This is a genomic window from Streptomyces sp. MNU76 (assembly GCF_020982545.1).
In the GTDB taxonomy this organism is placed as follows: domain Bacteria; phylum Actinomycetota; class Actinomycetes; order Streptomycetales; family Streptomycetaceae; genus Streptomyces.
The window spans coordinates 76,299-98,205 of sequence record NZ_JAJKLK010000024.1 but is presented as its reverse complement, the minus strand read 5'-3'; the positions used below and the strand labels follow the sequence as shown (position 1 = coordinate 98,205).

Annotated in this window: 14 protein-coding genes and 1 pseudogene; 8 read left to right on the top strand and 7 right to left on the bottom strand. The window is 67.0% G+C overall.

Going from position 1 to position 21,907, the window contains the following annotated elements; translation table 11 throughout:
• Window positions 1-144: 144 nt before the first annotated feature.
• The 8 genes from E4N62_RS38930 to E4N62_RS38895 all read left to right on the top strand — a co-directional run bounded on the left by E4N62_RS38930 (window position 145) and on the right by E4N62_RS38895 (window position 10,483).
• On the top strand, window positions 145-1,704 hold the full coding sequence (locus E4N62_RS38930; protein ID WP_230222267.1) for an aminotransferase class I/II-fold pyridoxal phosphate-dependent enzyme: 1,560 nt from the start codon (window positions 145-147) through the stop codon (window positions 1,702-1,704).
• A gap of 3 nt (window positions 1,705-1,707) precedes the next feature.
• Window positions 1,708-2,772, top strand: coding sequence for an NAD(P)-dependent oxidoreductase (locus tag E4N62_RS38925; RefSeq protein WP_230222265.1), 1,065 nt, complete (start codon window positions 1,708-1,710; stop codon window positions 2,770-2,772).
• Complete coding sequence (locus tag E4N62_RS38920) at window positions 2,759-3,643, top strand: thioesterase II family protein (protein ID WP_230222263.1); 885 nt, start codon at window positions 2,759-2,761, stop codon at window positions 3,641-3,643. Before E4N62_RS38925 ends, E4N62_RS38920 begins: the two co-directional genes overlap by 14 nt.
• A complete protein-coding gene (locus E4N62_RS38915) occupies window positions 3,634-4,725 on the top strand; it encodes a cyclopropane-fatty-acyl-phospholipid synthase family protein (RefSeq protein ID WP_230222261.1) in 1,092 nt (363 codons plus the stop codon). Before E4N62_RS38920 ends, E4N62_RS38915 begins: the two co-directional genes overlap by 10 nt.
• A gap of 22 nt (window positions 4,726-4,747) precedes the next feature.
• Entirely contained in the window at window positions 4,748-7,438 is a 2,691-nt protein-coding gene (locus E4N62_RS38910) for a PEP/pyruvate-binding domain-containing protein (protein ID WP_230222259.1), read from the top strand.
• Between the two features lie 47 nt (window positions 7,439-7,485).
• Window positions 7,486-8,730, top strand: a complete 1,245-nt coding sequence (locus E4N62_RS38905) for an aromatic ring-hydroxylating dioxygenase subunit alpha (RefSeq protein WP_230222257.1) — start codon at window positions 7,486-7,488, stop codon at window positions 8,728-8,730.
• Window positions 8,731-8,800: 70 nt separating this feature from the next.
• Window positions 8,801-9,007, top strand: coding sequence for a hypothetical protein (locus E4N62_RS38900; protein WP_230222255.1), 207 nt, complete (start codon window positions 8,801-8,803; stop codon window positions 9,005-9,007).
• A 666-nt stretch (window positions 9,008-9,673) separates the two neighbouring features.
• A complete protein-coding gene (locus E4N62_RS38895) occupies window positions 9,674-10,483 on the top strand; it encodes a transposase family protein (protein ID WP_230222253.1) in 810 nt (269 codons plus the stop codon).
• A 31-nt stretch (window positions 10,484-10,514) separates the two neighbouring features.
• On the opposite strand, the gene E4N62_RS38890 is transcribed toward E4N62_RS38895, so the two are convergent.
• From E4N62_RS38890 to E4N62_RS38860, 7 genes and pseudogenes are all read right to left on the bottom strand, one after another.
• The gene (locus tag E4N62_RS38890) at window positions 10,515-12,413 is read right to left on the bottom strand and encodes a UvrD-helicase domain-containing protein (protein WP_230222251.1); all 1,899 of its coding nucleotides are present in this window, start codon (window positions 12,411-12,413) and stop codon (window positions 10,515-10,517) included.
• Window positions 12,413-14,569 carry an ATP-dependent endonuclease gene (locus E4N62_RS38885; RefSeq protein WP_268270311.1) on the bottom strand — a complete coding sequence of 719 codons (2,157 nt, stop codon included), beginning with the start codon at window positions 14,567-14,569 and terminating at the stop codon, window positions 12,413-12,415. The genes E4N62_RS38890 and E4N62_RS38885 overlap by 1 nt, the downstream gene beginning before the upstream one ends.
• A gap of 477 nt (window positions 14,570-15,046) precedes the next feature.
• Window positions 15,047-15,291 (bottom strand): annotated as a pseudogene (locus E4N62_RS38880) (ECF transporter S component); the annotation flags it as partial.
• Complete coding sequence (locus E4N62_RS38875) at window positions 15,291-15,584, bottom strand: hypothetical protein (RefSeq protein WP_308186121.1); 294 nt, start codon at window positions 15,582-15,584, stop codon at window positions 15,291-15,293. The pseudogene E4N62_RS38880 and the gene E4N62_RS38875, both read right to left, overlap by 1 nt.
• 630 nt (window positions 15,585-16,214) lie before the next feature.
• Complete coding sequence (locus E4N62_RS38870; protein ID WP_230222246.1) at window positions 16,215-18,452, bottom strand: hypothetical protein; 2,238 nt, start codon at window positions 18,450-18,452, stop codon at window positions 16,215-16,217.
• Window positions 18,453-19,179: 727 nt separating this feature from the next.
• Window positions 19,180-20,574: a tyrosine-type recombinase/integrase gene (locus tag E4N62_RS38865; protein ID WP_230222243.1), complete on the bottom strand. Its 1,395-nt coding sequence runs from the start codon at window positions 20,572-20,574 to the stop codon at window positions 19,180-19,182.
• The gene (locus E4N62_RS38860; protein WP_119580331.1) at window positions 20,574-20,771 is read right to left on the bottom strand and encodes an AlpA family transcriptional regulator; all 198 of its coding nucleotides are present in this window, start codon (window positions 20,769-20,771) and stop codon (window positions 20,574-20,576) included. Before E4N62_RS38860 ends, E4N62_RS38865 begins: the two co-directional genes overlap by 1 nt.
• Between the last annotated feature and the right edge of the window lie 1,136 nt (window positions 20,772-21,907).

Below are 21,907 nucleotides of genomic sequence, written 5' to 3'. Positions count from 1 at the left end.
GGGCGGCGTCCCGTACGCGACGGCCGGTATGCCGTACGCGACGGCCGGTATGCCGTACGCCCCCGCACCGTACGTGCTCGTCCCGTACGCCGGCGGGCCGCCGCTGCCGCCCCTCCCCACCCGGCCGCCGGTCCACCGGGCGCGGTGCCCGGTGCGTATCCCGTACCGGGCGTCCACGGCGCGCCGTCGTCGTCCCCCGACGCCGGCGCCGCACCGGGTGCGGACTTCCTGCCCTACGTACGCGAATGCACCGCGCTGGTCTGCGGGTTCCCCACGCACCGGGTGGCGCCGTACGCGCGGCTCGGCGCGGATCTGGGTCTGGACTCGCTGATGCGGACCGACCTCCAGCGACGGATCGCCGCCCGGTTCCCCCACGAGGCGGAGCGGTTGCGGCACGGGCTGCCCGAGGACCCGACGGTGCAGGACGTGGCCGACCTGCTCGCCGGGCGAGCCACCTCCGCCCCGGAGCCGCGGTCCGCGCCGCCGGCCACGGGCGAGCAGCCCTCTCGGGCGGTTCCGGTGCGGCAGGAGTGCGCGTTCGAGGAGTGGCCCGAGTACGCCGCGCACCTGGGGCGCCTGCGGCAGGTCGGCAGCGGGCCCGCGAATCCCTACGGGCGCGTCCACGAGGGCTTCAACGGCGCCGTCGCGCAGGTCGGCGGGGAGCAGGTCGTCAACTTCGCCTCGTTCAACTACCTGGGTCTCTCCCACCACCCGCGGGTGCGGGAGGCGGCGCGGGCGGCCATCGACCGGTACGGCACCTCCAGTTCGGCGACCCCGCTGCTGTTCGGCGAGACCCCGCTGCACCACGAGCTCCAGGCCGAGATCGCCTCGTTCCTCGGCACCGAGGACGCGGTCGTCTTCGCCGGCGGCCATGCCACGAACGTGGCCACCGTCGGCCATCTGTTCGGCCCCGAGGACCTGATCGTGCACGACGAGTGGATCCACGACAGCACGGTGCGCGGTGCGATGCTGTCCGGCGCGCGGCGCCGCCCCTTCCCGCACAACGACTGGGAGGCGCTCGACCGGATCCTGTCCACGGCGCGCAGCGAGTACCGCCGGGCGCTCGTCGTCATCGAGGGCGCCTACAGCCAGGACGGTGACATCCCCGACCTGCCGCGCTTCATCGAGGTGAAGCGGCGTCACCGGGCGCTGCTGATGATCGACGAGGCGCACTCGCTCGGTGTGCTCGGCCGCACCGGCCGTGGCATCGGCGAGCACTGGGACACCGACCCCGCCGATGTCGAGCTGTGGATGGGCACGCTCAGCAAGGCCATCGGCAGCCTCGGCGGGTACATCGCGGGCCGCGCCCCGCTCGTCGACTACCTCAGGTACACCGCGCCGCTGCACATCTTCAGCACCGGTATCTCACCGGCCAACACGGCGGCCGCGCTGGAGGCGATCCGGGTGCTGCGCGAGGAGCCGGAGCGGGTGGCGCGGGTCCGGGAGCTCGCCGAGTTCTTCCGCACCGAGGCCCGCGCCCGCGGCCTGGACATCGGGGTCTCGCGGGCCTCCGCGGTCATCCCCGTGATCACCGGGGACTGGGAGCGGACCATCGCGCTGTCCAACACCCTCCTGGGCAAAGGCGTGAACGTGATGCCCATCGGCTACCCGGCCGTGCCCCGCGACCGGTCCCGGCTGCGTTTCTTCGTGAACGCCGAGCACAGCGAAGCCGACCTCGAACTCTCCCTCGACCTTCTGGTGTGATCCATGACCTCGAACAGCAACGAGTCCGCCACCGCCCCCGAGGCACCCGCTTCCGGCCACACGCCCGACGTGCTGGTCACCGGAGCCGGCGGCTTCCTCGGCCGTCATCTCGCCCGCAGGCTGGCCGAGCGTGGGCACCGGGTCCGGGTCCTCGCCCGCTCCGGCAGCGACCGCTCGCCCTTCGCCGAGACGGTCGACGACGTCGTCACCGGCTCCCTGGAGGACGCCGACAGTCTGCGCCGGGCCACCGCCGGCGTCACCCACGTCTACAACTGCGCCGGGATGTCGGCGGACTGGGGCCCCTGGGAGGAGTTCCGCCGCGCCAATGTCGAGGGCCCGCGAAATGTCGTGGAGGCCGCGCATCACGCCGGATCCGTGGCCCGCGTGCTGCACGTCAGCACCACCGACGTGTACGGCTACCCGAGAAAGCCCTGCGACGAGAGCGAGCCCCCGCACGACATCGGACTGCCGTACAACCGCAGCAAGATCCTCGGTGAACGCGCTGTCCTGGAGACGTCCGAAGCCACCGGCGTGCCGGTGACGATCGTCCGGCCGGTGTCCATCTACGGGCCCGCCAGCAAGGACTTCGTGATCGAGATCGCCGGTCTGCTCCTGAAGAACCAGATGATCTACATCAGGAAGGGCGAGGTCCCGGCCGGTCTGCTCTACGTGGACAACGCGGTCGACGCGATGATCGCGGCGGCACTGTCTCAGCGGACCGTGGGCCGCGCCTACAACCTGCGCGATCCGGAGCGGACCACCTGGCGCGAGTTCGTCGAGGCGCTCGCCGAGGGGCTGGGCACCGACAAGCCGAAGCTGAGTCTGCCGACGCCGCTGGCCACCGCGGTCGCGGTCGTCTCGGAGCGGCTGTACGGCATGCTGGGCGTCACGTCCAGGCCGGTGCTGACCCGGCACGCCGTCCACCTCTTCGACCGCGACCAGTCGTACGGAATCGGCCGTGCTCAGGAGGACTTCGGCTTCAAGAGCGAAGTGGACTTCGCGGAGGGCATGCGCCGCACCCTCAGGTGGCTCGACTCGGACGAAGGGCGCCGCCATGTCGCCCGCTGAGGCGCACGCGGGCGGGACCGGCTGGTTTCCCGCCTTCGGCTCCCGGTCCGGCCACACCGCCGAAGCGTCCGGGCCCGCTTCCCACGACCGGGGTCCGGACAACGGGCCGTACCTGATCTGCCTGTCCTACGCGGGCGGCACCGCGTCGGTCTACCGCGGCTGGCAGCGGGAGCTCACCGCCCTCGGCTGGCGGGGCCGGGTGGTGCCGGTGCAGCTGCCGGGCCGCGGGCTGCGCCTGCGCGAAAAGCCGTACACCTCGATGCGGCAGCTGAGCGAGGCCGTCGCCGGAGCCGTGGCGGACCGCTTTCTGCCCTGCGACTACTCCCTGTTCGGACACAGCATGGGAGCGCTGCTCGCCTACGAGGTGGCCTGTGGGTTGCGCCGCGGGGGCGCGGCCGGGCCCCGGCACCTGTTCGTCTCCGGCAGCCGCGCGCCGCACCTGTACGGGGACCGCGCGGACCACGGCCTGAGCGACGACGAGCTGTTCCGGTTCGTCGCGGACCTCGGCGGCCTCGGACCCGAACCGTCGGTCGGCGGCGCCTACTTCCACCAGCGGCTGCCGACGCTCCGCGCGGATCTGCGCGCCTGCGACGGCTACCGCTGGCAGCCGCGCCCTCCCCTGCCGTGCCCGGTGACGGCCTTCTCCGGAGCCGAGGACCGGCTGGCCCCGGAGTCCGACGTGGAGGCCTGGCGCCCGTACACCTCCGGATCGTTCCTGCGCCGCCACCTGCCGGGCGGTCACTTCTTCCTCAATGGTCCCGCGCGCTCCGTGCTGCTGCGCGAGGTGCGGGCCGAGCTCGGCAGAACCCCCTCCGGCCCCGGCTGCGCCGCGCGGCCCGTCACCCCGTCAAGGAACTCAGCATGGGCATAGTGAGCCTCGCCAAGAACGCCTACAAACGAGTGGGGGACCCGCTCACCGACATCCTCACGGTCGCCAGGCTGCTCGGCAATCCGCGGCTGCCGCTGCTGCTCGCCCTGTCCAAGGGCGTCGTCGAGCCCGTCTACCGGGTCTCCTTCCTCGCTTCCGCCGCCGGCTCCGGCGTCCTCGCCCGACTCGCCCACCGCCCCTGCGACGTGGTGTCGCTCGCCGACTGGCTGGGGGTGCCGCCGCAGGAGAGGGACCGCCTGCGGGCCTGGCTCGACCTGGGAGTCCGGCTCGGCGACCTGAGCACCACGGTCGACGGCTGCTACCGGCTCGGCAGCGTCCTTGCCCGGGCCCTGGCCAGGCCCGGGAACGACGCGACAGCCGCCATGCTGGAGGAGGTCACCCGCTTCCACGTGCCCGCGCTGCTCGACGGCCCCGTCATGCCGCGCGACGGGCGGCGCTTCAGCCTCGGGGACCAGGACGGCGCCGTCATCGCCCGCTCCACCCGGGTCGTGCAGCCCTTCGTGGAGGAGGCCGTCTCCAGGAACCTCGACCGTGCCCTGCCCGTGCGGCTGCTGGAGGTCGGCTGCGGCAGCGGCGTCTACGTACGTCACGCCGCGCGACTCAACCCGCGCCTGTCCGCCCTCGCCGTCGACCTGCAGCAGGACGTCGCCGACCAGGCTGCCGCGAACATGGCCGAGTGGGGTCTCGCCGACCGTGTGGAGACCCGGCAGGCCGATCTGCGCACCCTCGAACTGGAGCCCCAGTTCGACCTCGTGACCCTGCACAACAACATCTACTACTTCCCGGTCGCCGAGCGGACCGCGGTACTGCGCCGGGTCCGTTCGCTGCTCGCCCCGAACGGCAAGCTGCTGCTCACGACGAGCTGCCAGGGCGGCAACATCGGCCTGGAGGTGCTGAACCTCTGGTTCGCCAACGCCGACTTCGGCGGCCCGCTTCCCGTCGAGAACGAACTCGTCGAGCAGATGGAGCAGGCCGGCTTCGTCGACGTGGAGGCCGCCCGGCTCATCCCGGGCGAGCAGTTCCGGGCCTTCGTGGGCACCAGCGTCCGTCCCGTGCAGCCCTGACCGTCGTCGAGGAGATCCCACCATGACCGTATCCGCGCCCGACACGGATTCCGCGCTCTGGTCCGAGCGCATCGTGCTGCTCGGCTCCGAGCCCGCCGCCGCCCCCGACGTCCTCGGCGGCAAGGCGGCCCGGCTCGCCGAACTGACGGCCGCCGGCCTTCCGGTGCCGCCGGCCTTCTGCCTCACCACGAAACTGTTCGACGCCTTCGTCGAGGAGACGGGCCTGTCCCGCGCGCTGTCCGGCGTGGACAGCCGCACCGCCCGCGAACTGGTCCTCGCCACACCGGTGCCCGCCCCGATCGCCGAAGCCGTGCTCGCCGCGTACGCCGCCCTGGGGCGGCCCCGGGTGGCGGTGCGCTCCTCCGCGCAGAAGGAGGACTCCACCGCCCAGTCCTTCGCCGGCCAGCACGACACGGTCCTCGACGTGGCGGGCGACGAGAACCTCCTGGACGCGGTCCGGCAGTGCTGGGCGTCCCTGTGGTCCGACCGGGCCGCCGCCTACCGGGAGGAGGGAGAACTGCCGGGCTCCATCGCGGTGGTGGTGCAGGAGATGGTGCACACCGACGTCAGTGGCGTCCTGTTCACGGTCGACCCGGTCAGCGCGCGAGAGCACCGGATCGTGATCGAAGCCTGTGTCGGCCTCGGGGAAGGACTCGTCGCGGGCCGGGTCTCCAGCGACTACTTCGTCGTGGACGACCGCACCCTGGAGGTCGTCGAGGAGCGGGTGCGTCACAAGGTCACCAAGTGCGCCCCGATCGCCCCGGGCCGTATCGGCGTGACCAAGGTCGAGGGCACCGCGCGCCACGCACCCTGCCTGACCCATGACCAGCTGGCCGAACTGACGCGCCTGGCCCTGCGGGTGCGCGAGCACTACGGCCACGAGCAGGACATCGAGTGGGGCATGCGCGACGGCGCCTTCCACCTGTTCCAGGCCCGCCCCGTCACCACCCGCAAGAAGGCGGATCGGGCCGTGCCCGGCACGTACGTGACGCCTCAGCCGGACCACATCGAGCAGGGCACCCTGTGGTCGCGCATGGACATCGGCGAGATCTTCGTCGGCCTGATGACACCGCTGGGAGTGAGTTTCGCCAAGTACTACCAGCAGCACGTCCACCTGGACTGCACGGCCGCGCTCGGCGTGCGCACCACCGGTGACCCGGATCTTCCCATGGGCTACGTCCAGGGGCACGTCTACCTCAACATCTCCTACAGCGCCTACGTGATGCAGCAGGCGCTGCCCACCCGCGACCAGAGCCGTTTCACCAACCGCTTCGTGAGCGAGGAACTCGACACCACGGGCTACGAGAACCCCTTCGGCAGTTTCCCGTCCGGCACGCAGGACCTCCTGTCGCTCGCCTTCTGGGTGCGCACCACCGCCACCGAGATGGCCCGGGCACAGCCCCGGTCCAAGGAGATGGTCGCCTCCCGCCTGTACGAGTTCGACCGGGCCCGCGGCCTGGACCTGACCCGGATGACACGCCGCGAACTGCACATGGAACTCAGCCGGCGGCTCGGCTACTTCCATGACATGCACGTGGGCTACATGCCGTACTACATCAACGCGTTCGGGTTCTACGGCGTGCTGACCGAGCTGTGCTCGCTCTGGCTGGGCACGGAGGGCGCCAACCTCCAGAACCGCGTGAAGACGGACATGTCGAACCTGCGAACCGTCGGATGCGCCAAGGAGATCTGGTCCCTCGCACAGGCCGCCAAGGAGTCGCCTCGGGTCCTGAAGATCATCGAGCAGGAGCCGCTGGGCACCCTGGAAGCCACGCTGCGCGCGGACGAGGAGGGCCGGGCCTACTGGGACCTGCACATGGAGCCCTTCCTGCGCGCCAACGGCACCCGTGGCCCCCAGGAGATGGAGTTGTCCCATCCGCGCTGGGTGGACGACCCCTCGTACCTGTTCCAGATGATCCGCCGCTACGCCGCCGACGGCTTCTCGGCCGACGACCTCATGCAGCGCAGCAGCGGCTACCACGACGACTCCCGCGACGTGCTGGACCGCCTGCCGTTCCTGAAGAGGAGGGTGCTGGAGGGCGTCATCTCCCTGTACGAGGGGACGAGCGAACTGCGCGAAGCGACCCGGATGTCCATGATCACGTCGATCTGGCTGGTCCGGAGCGTGGTCTACGAGGTCGGGCGCCGACTGGTGGAGGCCGGCGTGCTGACCTCGCTGGACGAGGTCATGTACCTCGACTTCGAGGACGTACGCGGCTACCTCGCCGGTGACGCCACGGAGACGGCGGCCTTCCCCCGTACCCGGATCGAGGAGGCACGCCGCGTGCACGAGTACCACAAGCGGCTCCCGGAACCGCCGCTCACCTTCATCGGCCACCACGACCCCGCAACGGCCGTGCGGCGCGCGCCGGACGGTGCGCGTCTGGAGGGCCTCGGCTCCAGCCCCGGACGCGTGGTGGGCCGGGCCCGCATCGTGGAGGACCTGGTCTGGCAGGCGGACGAGTTCGAGGCCGGGGAGATCCTCGTGACCGGCTTCACGGACGCGACCTGGACCCCGCTGTTCGCCATCGCCGGCGGTGTCGTCACCGACATCGGCTCGATGCTCTCGCACAGCTCGATCGTCGCGCGGGAGTTCAACGTTCCGTCGGTGGTCAACACCAAGCACGCGACTCAGATCATCCACACCGGCGACCTCATCGCCGTCGACGGCGACGCCGGAACGGTGGAGGTCGTCGAACCCGCGGGCCCCTGAGGGCGGTTCCGCACCAGGAGACAACGCACCCGAGACAGGAGAGACGGATGATCCCCGACCTGTGGTACCCGATCGCCATATCCACGGATGTCAACACGAAGAAGCCCACGAGCCTGCGCCGCCTCGGCATGCAGCTGGTGCTGTGGCGGGACATGGACGGCAACGTCGTCGTCCAGGACGCACGGTGCCCGCACAAGGGGGCCAACCTGGGTGACGGCCGTCTGAAGGGCAACGCGGTCGAGTGCCCGTACCACGGCTTCCTGTTCAACGCCGAGGGCACGTGCACGCTGACCCCGGCGATGGGCAGGAACGCCCGTATACCCGGGTCGCTCAAGATCCGTTCGTACCCGGTACAGGAGCGTCATGGCCTGATCTGGATGTGGTGGGGCGACGACCGCCCGGCGGACGAGCGTCCGGACATCATCGCGCCCCGCGAGATCAAGGAGCACGAGGGCCTCTACTCCACGATCTCGTGGGAGAAGCCGGTCCACTACACGCGGTACATCGAGAGCGTCCAGGAGTTCTACCACGTGACCTATGTGCACCGGGATCACTGGCTGAACTACCTGGACTTCAACTTCCTGTACGGGACGCTGCGCAAGTTCGGCCTGGACGGAAAGCAGAACTTCCTCAAGGCGACCATGATCCACAACCATCATGTGGAGACGGACGACGACGGAATGACGTTCCGCTACTCGTTCGACCACGGCCAGGAGGACGACCCGAGCAAGAGCATCCACTACGTCATCACGTTCTCGTTCCCCTGCATGGTGCACGTGCAGACCGAGGCGTTCGAGACGACGTCCTGGTTCATGCCGGTGGACGAGGAACACACCCAGCACATCTTCCGCGTCTACGAGTTCCCGCAGCTGAAGCCGATCCTGCGACTGCCGTCGCTGCGGCGCCTGATGTCCACGCTCCAGGTGTACCTGGAGAAGTTCGTCCAGGACCCGCAGGACTTCAAGATCATGGCGAAGCAGGAGCCCCGGATCAGCGGCGGCGGCGTCAACAAGTTCATCCCGGTGGACGAGATGAACGCCAAGTTCATCAAGACCCGCGCCCGGCTGCTGCGGGAGGCCGGGGAGCGCCGCCAGGAGACGGTCCACGACACCGGCGACGGCATGGTCGGCGGGATGGACATGGCCGAGGACCTGGACGTGCGGGACGCGCCGTCCTCCGCCCCCTCCTCCGCCCACAAACGGCGCGCGTCCGCGAACGGCAACGGCCACTCCGCCCCCGCCGTGCCCCCGAGCGACGAGGTCGAGACCTGGTCCGGTGCCGCGGCAGGGTGAGCCCACCCCGTCCGCACGGGGCCGCCCGCGGCGCCGCCTTCCGCGCACACGGACGAGGGGAACGGCGAGCGTGACAGAAGACGAAGTACCGATCGACGACATGCCGCAGGCGCGCGGCGCGGCCCGGGCGTTCTCGTCCGGCTGCGGCGCGGCCAGGCTGGGAGCGGCGTGGCAGGAGATTCTCCGCACCGGTCTCGGCCTCGCCGACGGCGTTGATCCGGGTTCCATGGAGTCGAGTTGCCGAATTCCGGGCCACTCCGGTGACCTCGCCGCTTGACGATCGAGGGCCGGTTTCGGATCTCTCCGAAACCGGCCCTGACCTGCGACTGTCTCCAGTCGGGACGACAGGATTTGAACCTGCGACCCCTTGACCCCCAGGAGTGAGAGTCGAGGGTATTTTCTGGATATAACAGACTTTATTGAGGCGCGTGTTGTGCGTGTAGGGCCCTGCCGTTCGGGACTGCGCACACCGTGTGGTCCCCAACTGGTCCCCAAGACCGCACCCGGGCTGAGGCTGGTCTGATCCGCTCCCTTCACCCCTCACCGAGGGACGTGGGCCAGGGAGGACTTTCGGTCCGCGATTTCGCACTCAGGGCCGCCGCAGCGAGATGCGCTGTGACCGCGGCAATGACGTCGGCCCGGCCGTACGAATTGCGCCTGTCAATTGCTTCGATGGGCAACGCCTTGGCCTTGCGACCGTTCCAATCCGCCGATCAGACGCACCGACACAGCCTTTCCGCAGCAGATCCACAGTTCTTCACCACCATGATCTGCACCCAGCACTGGCCACAGCGCTGCTCGTGACCGCTCAAACAGCATCGCCGAGTCTCCCGTTCGGCTGGCCCACTTGCATGCAACTACCACTGGTCCCCAGATCTGGTCCCCAGCCCGACCTTTACCTAAAGGGTGTTGTACAAGGCTGTGAACTGGTCATCTCCCTTGTATGGCCGGGATATTGAGGGCTGAGCGGGTGTGGGTGGAGACGTTCACGGGGCTGCGGGTGTCGGCGGCGGCTGAATTCAGGCGTCGCCGAGAGCGGGTGACGCAGTTCTCGGGTTTGTTGAAGGTGGTGCGAGAGCGGGGTGGCAACGGCACGCTGCGGGGTCGGCCGTGGTCGCTGCCGTTGGCCGAACGGGTGCTCATGGTCGCGGTGTACTGCCGGACGAACCTGACGATGCGGCAACTGGGCCCGTTGTTCGGCGTCTCTTCTTCCACGGTGTGCCGGGTCATCCAGCGGCTCGGTCCGCTGCTGGCGGTTGAGCCCGTTTCCCATACGGCCGATGCGGCGGACCAGTTGTGGATCGTGGACGGCACGCTGGTCCCCGTCCGCGACCGGAACGTCGGCTCGACGTCACGCAACTACCGGTTCTCGGCGAACGTGCAGGTCATCGTCGATGCCGACACCCGGCTTGTGATCGCCGCCGCCCACCCGGTGCCGGGCACCACCGCGGACGCGCACGCCTGGCGGGCCTCCGGGCTGAGTGAACACTGCCAGGGCGTGACCGTCCTGGGCGACGGTGCCTACCTCAATTGCGGGATGGTCGTGCCGCACCGCAAACGCCCTCACCGGCCCCTGCTGCCGGGCGAGGAGGATGACAACGCCGCCCACCGGAAGGTGCGTGCGCGCGTGGAGCATGTGATCGGCAGGATGAAGAACTACAAGATCCTCCGCGACTGCCGGCAGCACGGCGACGGGCTCCACCACGCAGTCCAGGCCGTCGCCCGCATGCACAATCTCGCCCTCGCCACGTGACCATATACCCCAACAGGCCAGCTCAGGCTGCCTACCAGCGGCGTTCTGCAACACGACTTAGCGAGACAGTGCCGTTCGCTTCCCGCTCGCCGCTTGTCACAGAGTCCCCATCAAACCGCAGGGAGATGATCCGCGAGGCACCCACCCACCCCTGAAGGGTGTCGAGCGCGGCAGGTTCGAGCTTCGTGGTGAAGAGAAGGGCCAGGTGCTCTTTGGCCCGCGAACATGCCACGTAGAAGAGGTTTCGTGCCCTCACGAAGGCTTCCCGCTCCTTCCCCTGCAGTTCCTGACGCCGGGAGAAGTTCGCCAGCATCTCGGGGATCTGGAAGTGAGTGTGGCCCTTGCTGATGACGGCGAGCACTCTGTCGAACTCCTGCCCTTTGACTCCGTGCTGCGTCGCGAAGTGTGTGCCACCGCCCAAGTGGTCATGCAGAGCGAGCAGTTGGGCGTACGGAACAGCCCGCAGGGCGTCGTACTCTTCTGCTCGCGCCTTGGCCTTGGCATCGCTTTCGGTCTGCGCCCCACTGTCAGCCGGTGAAACGGACTTGCGGTGACGTTCGCGGACCTTCCCTAGTCCATCAAACAGTTGTTGCCTCAGGCAGAGGTCGAGGACGTCGCCGACCGTGCCATCCTCGCGGGTCTTCTCCAGCTCTTTCAGGAGGGCTGCCCAGGCGTGTTTGTCTGCGGGTGAGGTGAGAAGCGAGCGGTGGCCGAGCACGTCGAACATCGCGCCGTAGCGCTTGTTCCGGTGATGAAGCAGTGCGGGCTCCAGGACGTCCAGGAAGAAGGCCATGACGTGGTCCTCCTTCTTCACATAGGACTCATTGCGCCGGAAGGCTTGGTGGAGTCGCTGATAGCCAAGTTCGCCGGCGATCGTCTCGTGCGTGAGCATGAGGATCTTCGTACTGCGCGCCGCCGCCTTCGCTCCGTCCGAACCATCGGGCGCCTCGGTGTTCCACAGGCGCCGTCGGGCGTCTTCCAGGGCCCAGCTACGGGCCGAATGCGCGGCATCCCAGCCAATCTGCCCCTTCCGATGATGGGTGAGCCTCGTGCCGGCCCAGTTGTTGGTGTGGTAAATGGTGATGCTTCCCTCACCCACTCCTGGGTTCGTGGTCTGCTCCAGTTCCGGACGCATCACGTTCAGGAGATCCACCACAGCGCGCTGCGACCGGCGGTTACGCCGCCTGACGATCGGTTTCACGCGCGGATCGTCGATGGTCCCGCACACCTTGTCGTAGATCTGCTGCCAGTGGTCACCGAAGAACCCACAGAGCGGACCACGGAGAGGTGCCACCTCATCCGGTGCGCCCAGCATCGCCTCCACCAGTCCGGCGGGGGTGTCCTGGTACTCGTCGACGAACACGATGGGGAACCGGTCGGCGGCAAGGGCACGAAACTTGGGGAGGGCGAAGAACTTGCACGCCAGGGCTGGAAGGTCGTCATGTCCCAGTTGCACATGGCGTGTGTCGTGGTCCACCTTCCGGTAGCCGGTGTTGTAGTCGACCGTGTAGCCGTCCAGTGATGTTCGCCCATCCAACCTGGACTCCATGGCCTCAAGCTCGACGACGTAGCGCAGCAGGTACTTGGGGAAGGGCGAGAGTAGTTGCCACACGAAGCCGTGGATGGTGTCGGCGAAGACGGACGGGTTGTTCTCGGTGCGACTGAGGATCTCGTCGCGGGCCACATTGGTGTAGGTGACGCAGGCGACGCGCTGGCCCTGTCGCGGGAGGTAGCGGTCGCGGTCAGCGAGGATGCTCTGCAGCGCCTCGATCAGCGAGCTGGTCTTGCCCGCACCGGCACCGGCCTCCAGCTTGAAGTGGCTACCCTCCCTCAACGAGGTCAGGATCGCCTCCCGCGCGGCCCGCGCTTCCGACTCGGCCAGGGTGACGACGTGCTCGCCCTGTGCCGACACATCCGGATGGGTCGTCATCACTTGTCGTCCGTCTTTGTCGCTGCCCCGTCCTGTGCCATGAGCCATTCCAGACCGCGCCTGATGTACTTCGGCACCTCCCAGTCGTCTTCGCCAAGGACATGCTTGAGGGCGAAGTCGACCTTGCTGCCCTTGCCGTCCACCTTGTCGCGGGCTCTCTTCTCCAGTCTCGCGTTCGTGGCGCTGCGCCGGGAGAGACCATAGAGCGTCGGGTTGGCCAATACGAAGGCGTCCTCGAAGGTACGGCCGCAGGGATCTCCGGGCCGCTCGGGCACCTGGTAGGCGAGACAGAGGTTCGCGGTCGTCGGCGGGTCCGCCTCGGCGAGTCTCAGCAGTTCGGCCACTTTGGTCTCGCCCGTCTCGACGAACCACGCCCGGATGGACTGGTTGGACGTGTGTCCTCCTTCCGACACGGTGCACTTGCGGGTCTTGTCAGCGCTTGTGTCGACGGGATCGAGATCGGTGATGATCAGGGACGGGATGCCCAGGATTCTCAGCAGGGGATAGAACTTGTGGGCGTACGCGCCGCCTACCTCCATCAACGTCACATACTGAGGAGAGACAGCCGTGTCAGGGTTTCGCGCTGCGAGTTTCTCTTCTGCGGCTGGGACGAAGACACGTTCGCTGGCGCCCTCGACAAGAACCGCCTTGTCCGCGAAGTAGAGGTCGGCCCGGGTCAGGGTCAGGTACTTCAGCAGGAACCTCTCGTCACTCGAAACCACGGAAAGATCTTTGATGGCCGTACGGGCCGGCCTCGGCTCGGATCCGGGCTCGGCAGCCTCCTCCTCCTTGCGGAAGTACCGGATATTCGAGAAGGGCGTCCGGTTGGCTACATGCGCCGAGTGAGTGGTGACGACGAACTGGGCATTCCATGGAAGGACATTCTCACCTCCGGAACCGGCCACCTCCTGCATGCCGACCGATTGAGGTCTGTTCGCGCGCATCTGAGCGTCGAGCCGCGGGAAAAGCGAGGGGAATTGAAGGAGTTGCCGGATGAACACCTCCTGCATCTGCGGATGCAGGTGAGCCTCCGGCTCCTCCAGGAAGACCAGATGAATGCCCATTTCGTGGGACTTGGCGGTGTGCTCGCGATAGTAGGTGAAGAGCTTGAGGAGCATCATCACCAGATTGCGCGTCCCGAGGCCGCTGTAGGACTCCGGAAACCGCACGCCGGCTGCTCCCGGGTAGTGGATACGTGCGAAGTTCCTGAGAAGTCTCCGGGAATCCAGGCGGGCAGCGGTTTCGAATTCCTGGTTCCCCAGTCCGGGATATCCGAACGCCGCCAATGCAGGCGCCACCTGGGTACGGATCTCCTGCAGGCTGACGTCGAGACCGCTGGAGGTGTTCGCGAGCATCCCGTCGATGCGCGTGGCGAGTTCATCGAGCCACTCCACACGCTTGCTGCCCTTCGCCGAGGTGAAGAGCTGCTCGAAGATCGCTCCGATGGGCTGGGCGGCCTCCCGGTCTTCGTCGTCCAGTCCCCGCTGCGCATCGAGGAAGTCCATCCTTATCAGCTTCTTGACGTCCGCCAGGTCGACCGCGCGAACGTTTGATTCGTCAGTGGGGTCAACCGCCGTCACAGACAGCCCGAAGTGAGCCGGAAGGCGCCTGGCAAGCCGCTCCAGAGGCAGAGTGTCCGCACTGCCGACCAGGTCGCCGAGGAAGGCGTCCAAGGCGTTGCCCTTGAGCGCATAGGCGAACCTGAACACGACTTCGGTGCAGTCGGGATCGAGGTCCACAATAAAGGGGGCCAGAGGGCCGTACTGTCCGCAGTCGGCGTCGTAAGCGATATGGAGAGTCAGGGCGACATACGGGACCCGGCCGCGCGCCTGATTCTTCTCACCTGCAGCGTAGAAGCGATGCGCATCCAGGAACTCGGCGTAGCACTCCGCAGAGAAGTCCTCAAGGCGAAGCGCCGTGTCTTTCTTCGCAAGGAAAAGCTTGAACAGTTTTGCCAGCGAGGTCTTTCCCGTGTTGTTTCGACCGACACACAGTGTCACATCGTCAGCGAAAGACAGCTCGGTCTCACGCAGCAACCTGAAATTCTTGACTATAGCCTTGGTAAGGCGGGGTGGCGTCGGAGTTTTGCGGATACACAACTCACTTAAGCCGCCCCGCTGGCCCGGAATGGCAGCGCTCGTTCCGGTTTGAGACATCCCAACTCCCTGCCGCACACCCATACCTACGCGGGTTCACACGCGACCCTCACTCCCGCCCAGCCGAGCGGACGAGGTCACCCATGCCCCCTTAGGCCCTGGGTGTGCATCCTGCCACCTGAACGCCACCCGATGCACATTTCCCATACAGCGATCAGTTTCGGTCAAACGTGACCATAAATAGGTGTGACTCAGCCAGCTACTGCTATGTGAGGTATCCGCAGTACCTCCTGGTAAGTCCGAAGAGCAAGTCGCGGATCGCCAGCAAGCGCACTTCCGTCGACGAGCGGCTGGAGCGAAGCCCCTTCTCACCGCCGCGATGCGGTGGCCATCCCAATGATGCCGTCCGAATCTCGCCCGCTTCCTTCCGGCCTCCGGAATGGAGTGGGCGAAGTAACGAAACGTGACCGTCGGCGAAGAGTCCCGAGTCAGCACGCCACGGTCACCACGCCTTTGCGAGCGATGGGCACGCCGATGTGCGGTTCCCGCCCCGAGGGGACGCAGGGCCGCGTTCACAGCGGAGAGGGCACTGACAGCACCACGCTTAGGTCAAGCAGCAGGAGGACGCCGAGGATCAGTGGGGGCGCGTAGTTCGAGCCGCAGATGCCCGGCGCGACGACGAACGGCCAGAAAAACGCGACCAGTCCGAGAAAGGCCGCCAGGGTCATCACCAAGCCGACGAGCAGGGCCAGCCGGATGGCGGCCGTGACCGCTCGGGACATCACCTACGAGGCGAAGACGGGCGAGGAGACGATGGCCTCGCTCGGGGGGCGTCGGCGACGATATCTTGCATCCGGTCCACCGCCAGGCCGCTGGTCGCCGTGTCGGTGTCGCCGGAGACGGTGAGGGCGATGTTGATGTCGCCGTAGTGGACGGTCGCCTCGGTGTTGTCGAGGATTCCGTCCTTGTTGGTGTCCGCGCTGCCGTCCGGCAGACGAAGTCGTGTCCCTCGGTCGAGCCGTGCAGGTGCTGTGCGGAGGGCCGGCCCGGCACCATGCCCTCCGACTTGATCCACACCGTCATCTCGTCGCCGCGTACGATGGCTGCGGCCAGACCGATAGTCGACACCTTCGCCCCGCCCCCGGTTCAGGACACTGAGAAAAACAGTAGGTCGCCGGTACGGTACAACGCTCGCGAGGCACTTCAAACCTCGGCCATGGACAATGACTTGTGGAAGGAGCCGTCCACCGCATGCCACCGCCCGAGAAGAAGTCCACCGAGTAGGAGGAAACGTTGCGCGCCTCCACCCGAGGAGATCCAGGCGGTCCTCACAGCGCCACCGGTCTGTAACGACCTGGACGTTCACTCCGAGACGCTGACCCGGAGGTACTCAGCGAGGGGTCCGTCGAGCAGCGCGAAGTCCGGGTTCTGCCTCACGCACCACCTTGTACTGACCGCCCTCTGTGCATTCGGCCCTGTGACGGCGGCCAGTAGAACTGGCCGTTGACAGCCCTGGGACCCATTGCTTCCTTTCCTTGATCTTCACGACAGCCGACGCTGCGAGGCAGATCCGAGCACCCAACACTGGTCCCCGGAGCTGGTCCCCAAGCCGACATCGCCGAGCCCTCCGCCCAGTTGGAGTAGGGAACGCTTACGTCATCGCCGACGGGACATCCGTGATGCACGCCCAATGGCTGCCGCCGCGTCAGGAAACCGGTTCGCCAGGGCCGACCACGGCGTGAGATCTCGCAACCCTCCGCCTGAGCTCGCGGATGGTGTCCTGCCACTGCCAGGAATCACTGCTGCACCACTCTGTTTCATCGCCCGGCTGGCAGGCCGCCAGGTCATCCAGGCGAGCGATCACCGTGGAGGTCTCGGTGCCGGGATTACCGCTCTCGCCGTCGAGTCGCCGTTTGATGTCGTGCAGTTGGTGAGCCGCACGGTAGTAGGACAGCTGGGAGTCGCTGAGTCTGCGTATGGCGTAGCCACCACACTTACTGCACCAGTCGAAGTCGGTGCGAGCCATGAGTTCGACGATCGTGAGGAGGTCGTCGTCGGTCACGACCGCGCGTTCGTGGGCGTGCCGGCACAGCGGCGAGTGGCCCTTGCCCTCGATCATAGGGTTGGCGTTGGTGGTGTAGAGCTGGACTGCAGCCAAGGGCCCCAAGGGGAGGCCGCTGCCGCTTCGCCAACGGTCACCGCCGGGCTGCCGGAAAGGCGCGAGGTCGAGGCGGTCCTCCGTAAGCAGGCCGTGCCATACCGCCACCGGCAGCCCACCAGGCCGTCCGGCGTCCAGGCTTCGCAGGTCGTGCACGCCGCGCGCCAGGGCCAGCAGGCGAAGATTCACGTCCCGGTCTTCGGTGCCGTAGGTCTGACGGAGGGTCTGGCGTCCGCCCTCGACAAGCCCCAGACCTTCACCGAAATACGGATCGCGGACGCCCTGGCCGCGACCGGGCAGCTGAGCATCACGCGCCTCGGGCTCGGGACTGTGTTCCGGCTCCTCCGGGCCGATCACGCTTCCGGGCAGATCACGGGCGCCTGCGATGAGGACGCCCCGCCACCCCTTGGCCAGCCGCCTCTCGATGGTGCCCAGAGGCAGCACTTCCGCTCCCCCGCTCGCCGAGAAGACAAGGTAAAGCTCGTCAACACCGGGTGTCAGCGTGCGCAGCGCACGGATGTGATCGAGGGTGACAGGACGCCGGTCGAAGACCGGGGTGTCATCGAAGATGCCCGGCCGAACGACGCCCGGCCGCCCTCCCGGACCGTGGTCGCGTTCGGGCAGGTCCGGCGCCGCGTCGGCTGGGCTGCACGGAAGGCCGCTCGCCGGGCTCAGCAGCCGTTCGGCGACGAGGTCGGGCACTTCCAGCGTGAGGACGCCTCTCCCCCAGTCGGCGTCAACAGTCCACGTGAGCAGCACACCGAGCGTCCACGTATCCAGCCCGTCCAGGAAATCCCGGACACCATGACGTGAGTCGGCTTCGGATGCTTCCGGCACGTGCGCCGTCAGCCGACACCTCGGAGCCCGGTCCGCCGCAGTCGCTGCCGCCCGGGCCTGTCCCTCCCAAGACTCAATCAGGCGCGCCGCCTCAGCTCTGGCCGCGTCGTAACCCTTCCGATTACTGCGGACGCCTCGCACGATCTCGTACGAGAGGTATGCACGCGTCCCCCACCCTTCCCAGGGCCGCCCGGCCGCACTCTGCCACCGGCGCCACAGGTCCACGAGTGTCCCGGCCACCCGGCCGTCGTCGCCGAGCACCGCGAAAGCCGGATCCGCGCGCGGAAGCTCGGGCATGGGGAGAGCCGTTGCGGCAGCAGCTACGACGAACTCCTCCGGGTCTATGAACCGCGCCGCCTGAGCCCGAAGCGTCTCCAGGTACTGCATCTTGGCCGTCAGCGAAGGCTTCGCCCACTCCTCCATCCACGGAAAGTGAGCAAGGACTGCCTGTGCCCGATGCAGGCTCCGTCCCGCACCGCGCCAATGGGCGAAGATCAGTCCCCGCAGCTCCTCTGCATCCTCACGTGCCTCCCGCCGCGATGTGCCGTCTTCCATCTCCTCTTCGTCGTCACAGCCGAAATCCTGTTCAGAGCGAAGAAGTGCAGCAGCTTCCCGTGCCTCGCGGTCGGTCCAGCAATCGTCCTCGTCCGGCTCCGTGTAGGACTGCAACTGGTACAACAGCCCCGTTCCGCCGAGAGCCCCGAGGAACATACCCAGTCCGGTACCCGGCCGACCCCAGACACCCCATGCGGCGCATCGCGAGCACAACCGTTTCAACATCGTCGTCTCCAGCGGCACGTCGGCAGTCCTCACATCGGACGTGCGCAACCGTCCGCACTGCCTCGACACGTGCAGATTGGCCGCCTTACTCCTGGCCGAATACACCGTGATCAACGAGCCCGCGAACGGTCCAAGCGGAACGTCAGCCAACGACAGCTTGATACCCACAAGTCCCCCCGTCTCGACTCCTCGAAAACTAGAGCCACGCAACGCCGCTACCCCTTCCAGACACCCGAACGGCGCTCCGTCAACCCATTGAAGGACGCCGTTTCATCACTTGCATGCTCTTCATCAACACCGACACTGCGAGACCACTGCGTGCACTATGCACTGGTCCCCAGCCCTGGTCCCCAGACCGACGCCGCGCCCTCTCCCGCACCTCTGCGCACGCAGGCCAAAGGCACCTACATGACGCGAACGTGGCCTCACCAGCGAGGCGCTGAAGGTGCCCCTGCGGACCAAGGACGCGGCATCCGTCCACGAACACAGGCAATGATCAGGAGAAACGCCGGTTTGGCCAACCGGCGATCCCGTGTTACAAGCACCAGGCATAGCCGCCAACGCGTATACCCAAGGAACGAATGGAGCAGGCGACTTCTAAGCGCTTGGCCGCAGGTTCGAGTCCTGCCGGGGGCGCCACTGACCACCGGTCGAGCTGGCGATGTTTTCGCAGGTCAGAATGCATTTTCACGACCTTCCACGTTAATCGGATCGTTCGCCTCCGCCAGGGGCCGAGTCCGGCTGACACCGGCCAAAACCGGGCTTCTACGGGTGTCCGTCCCACATACGTCCCACAAAATCAGGGGGCGCGGGACGGGCCCGACACCCCCTTTCAGCACACAAAGCGGAGCGGCCTCGGGCCCCCCTCTTCGGGGGTCCGAGGCCGCTCCGCTTCTCACGACGCCACTTCTGGGAGCCTCAGCGCGGCTTCGGCGCGTTTCAGGTAGAGCTCCCGCTGGCCGACGACGCAGCGCGCGTAGATGGCCTGTAGGACCGGCACACTGTTGCCGGCCATCTCGGCGACCTCTGAGTGCGGGATGCCCTCGTTCATCCAGGCTGTCAGGCAGGTATGACGCAGGTCATACACGCGCTTGCCAGTCGGTGACTGAAACTCGTGATCGGACAGGACCTCCTCGCGCGCCTTGGCCCAGACGCGCCTGAACACCGACCCCGCGAGCATGTCGCCCTTCTCCCCCGGGAAGAGGAGGTCGGCCGACCCAAGGTCATACTTCTTGATCGTCTCGCGAAGGATCACGACGAGGACCGGGTGGATGGGGACCAGACGCGTGTCGCCCTCTGCCCGTCCTTTGAGATGCCGCTTCTCATGGACCTCGCCGGTGTCGGTCCACTGCCTTCCGACTTCGGGCTGAGCCTCGTGGACCAGGAATTCGCCCCATCCTGTCTCCGGCAGCGTGGCGTCCCCCACCCGGAGTGCAACCGCCTCCTCTGGCCGAAGGCCGGCGTAGTAGAGGGTGGCGAAGAATGCCCGGTAGATGCGCCCACGACGCGGACGCTGGCCTATCCAGTCCAGCATCTTCGCGACCTGGTCGCCGTTCAGCAGGCAACGCTTGTCGATGGCCTGGGCCACCTTCGGAGCAGTACGCGCGCCCTTACCCTTCGGGAGAGGGTTGGCCTTCAGGTAGCTGTGCTCGATCGCGTAGGCCATGACCAAGTTCATGATGCGGTCGTTGCGCCTGACGGAGCTGGCGGCTGCGGCAGTACCGTCAAGGCGCGTGGTGAGGGCTGTTACGACCTTGTCAACGTGCTCGGTCTTCTCCCACGCGCTCATCGGGAGAGAGTTGCGCTGGACCCAGTTGAGGATCGTCTGTACCTCGGCCGGTATGGGCCTCTCCTGATTTGCACGTTGTCGGATATTGAAGGCGTACTCCCGCAGCGCCCTGCGGACCTTCACCGGTTCGAAGTGCTGAGGCGGCGGCGTGCGCAGCAGGGCGATGGTCACGGGTGTGAGCGCCTTCGCCATGTTCTTACGGGTGTTGATAGCGGCGCTGGGCGATTTCCAGTCGACGTACTCGACCGCGAAGTCGTACCAGTTCACCTCGGCGGCCTTGGACGTCCAGGAGATCGGCCTCCCGGTTTCGATGTCGAACGGCTCGCGTTTCCTGTGCGCGGACATCAGCTTCGCACGCTCATCGTCGGCTACCGCGCTCTTCTTGTACGTCTTGCTATGTTTCTTGTGGGCGACCTTCCAGCGGACGGTGTAGGTGTTGCCATTAGCCCGCTTGTTCGTCTCGATGGGGTAGAAGCGAACATCCAACGAGCTGGTGTCCATCAAGAAGAGTCCTCACAATCCATAAGCCAGTTTTCGAAGTCACCGCGCCGTATGCGGAGCGAGCCGTTGGGCAGTCGGATGCAGCGTGGCCCGCGTCCCTTCTGGCGCCAGTCGTAGAAGGTCGATCGAGAGACCTGCAGCTCAGCGCAGACCTCGTCGACCGTCAGCTTTTGCGCAGGCCGAACCGCTACCGTCATGACGCCGCCCCGCGATTGCGGATAGACGCGGAGTCAGCGAGCAAGGCGGATGGGACCGCCAGGCTGGGGTGAAAAAGGGCAGGGGGTATCGCGGATCGGCACATGAGTGAATTCCTTGAGAGGGAGCGCACGGAGCGACAGAACGGCATCAGCAACACCAGAGAGCCCTCACGCCAACTCGGCGTGGGCATCGCTGCTTTGAGCGAACCGGCGCTGCAATCAGGGAAGCCGCAGGCGGGGGCCGCTCATTACCTCCTTGCGTCTTGCGGCACTACCGGCTGCGTTCCACAACGGCTCCACCGCCAAGCACAGCCGCTGCGAACACCCTCAATGGTCGTCACGATCGCCGGTTTGGCTAACCGGCGATCGTCGTCTATGTTTCGCCCCGCACGGGAGGTCCACGGACGTTCTCATCGGCGGACGACGCCCGGAACGGCAGCCGGTAGGGCCAGAGACCGTGGGGTGCCGTCCATCACGAGTGCCGAGAGCGACGCATCGCGCTGCGGCTCCGGGTGCATCGCGATGTGTATGAGGACCACTCGGTTACAGCGGTGGCCGCGTTGCAGCCAAGTCGTCGCCGAACAGCCGGCCGCACAGACGCGCAGCGCAGACGGTGCCATAGTCCTCTCACTCCTATGCAGTCCCCGCGTTCGAAGGCGCCAAATGCCAAGCGGGTAGGAGCAGTGAAGTTGGGGATCGCTGAGCGGGATCCGACAGGTGCGCCTCCTTGAGGCGGTTTCGGCCGAAGCAGAGCGCGGGTACAGCCGCCGGAGCGGCCAGCCTGCTGCCGGTCGCATCGGAGGCCCCATCCCTGCCCTGGCCTGGTTTTTTTACGGGACGTTGTACGTTGACATGATCCCGGAGGAGGTTCCAGTCCTTTGGGTCTCTTTCTCGTCTGCCGTGAGCTGATGTGTCCGTTGACAGCCAACCCAGTCCAGTCGAAAGGCCCTGACCTGCGACGACTGGATTGACTGTCAACGGCCCACAGTTCCGACGTACGGCGGGTTGACCCCGTTGACCTGCGGCGACTCGGTTGGATGGCAAGGACTGGGAGCGACTGTGTTCCCTGTCGAAGGACATGATGTCCGGTGACAGCGAACCTTGACCGTTGGCCGCTGAACATTGACCACTGCTCG

Excerpts from the sequence above, each read along its gene's own strand:
- E4N62_RS38925 (WP_230222265.1), top strand. The coding sequence starts at position 1,708 with ATGACCTCGAACAGCAACGAGTCCGCCACCGCCCCCGAGGCACCCGCT.
- E4N62_RS38920 (WP_230222263.1), top strand. The coding sequence starts at position 2,759 with ATGTCGCCCGCTGAGGCGCACGCGGGCGGGACCGGCTGGTTTCCCGCC.
- E4N62_RS38915 (WP_230222261.1), top strand. The coding sequence starts at position 3,634 with ATGGGCATAGTGAGCCTCGCCAAGAACGCCTACAAACGAGTGGGGGAC.
- E4N62_RS38910 (WP_230222259.1), top strand. The coding sequence starts at position 4,748 with ATGACCGTATCCGCGCCCGACACGGATTCCGCGCTCTGGTCCGAGCGC.
- E4N62_RS38905 (WP_230222257.1), top strand. The coding sequence starts at position 7,486 with ATGATCCCCGACCTGTGGTACCCGATCGCCATATCCACGGATGTCAAC.
- E4N62_RS38895 (WP_230222253.1), top strand. The coding sequence starts at position 9,674 with ATGGCCGGGATATTGAGGGCTGAGCGGGTGTGGGTGGAGACGTTCACG.
- E4N62_RS38890 (WP_230222251.1), bottom strand. The coding sequence starts at position 12,413 with ATGACGACCCATCCGGATGTGTCGGCACAGGGCGAGCACGTCGTCACC.
- E4N62_RS38885 (WP_268270311.1), bottom strand. The coding sequence starts at position 14,569 with ATGTCTCAAACCGGAACGAGCGCTGCCATTCCGGGCCAGCGGGGCGGC.
- E4N62_RS38865 (WP_230222243.1), bottom strand. The coding sequence starts at position 20,574 with ATGGACACCAGCTCGTTGGATGTTCGCTTCTACCCCATCGAGACGAAC.
- E4N62_RS38860 (WP_119580331.1), bottom strand. The coding sequence starts at position 20,771 with ATGACGGTAGCGGTTCGGCCTGCGCAAAAGCTGACGGTCGACGAGGTC.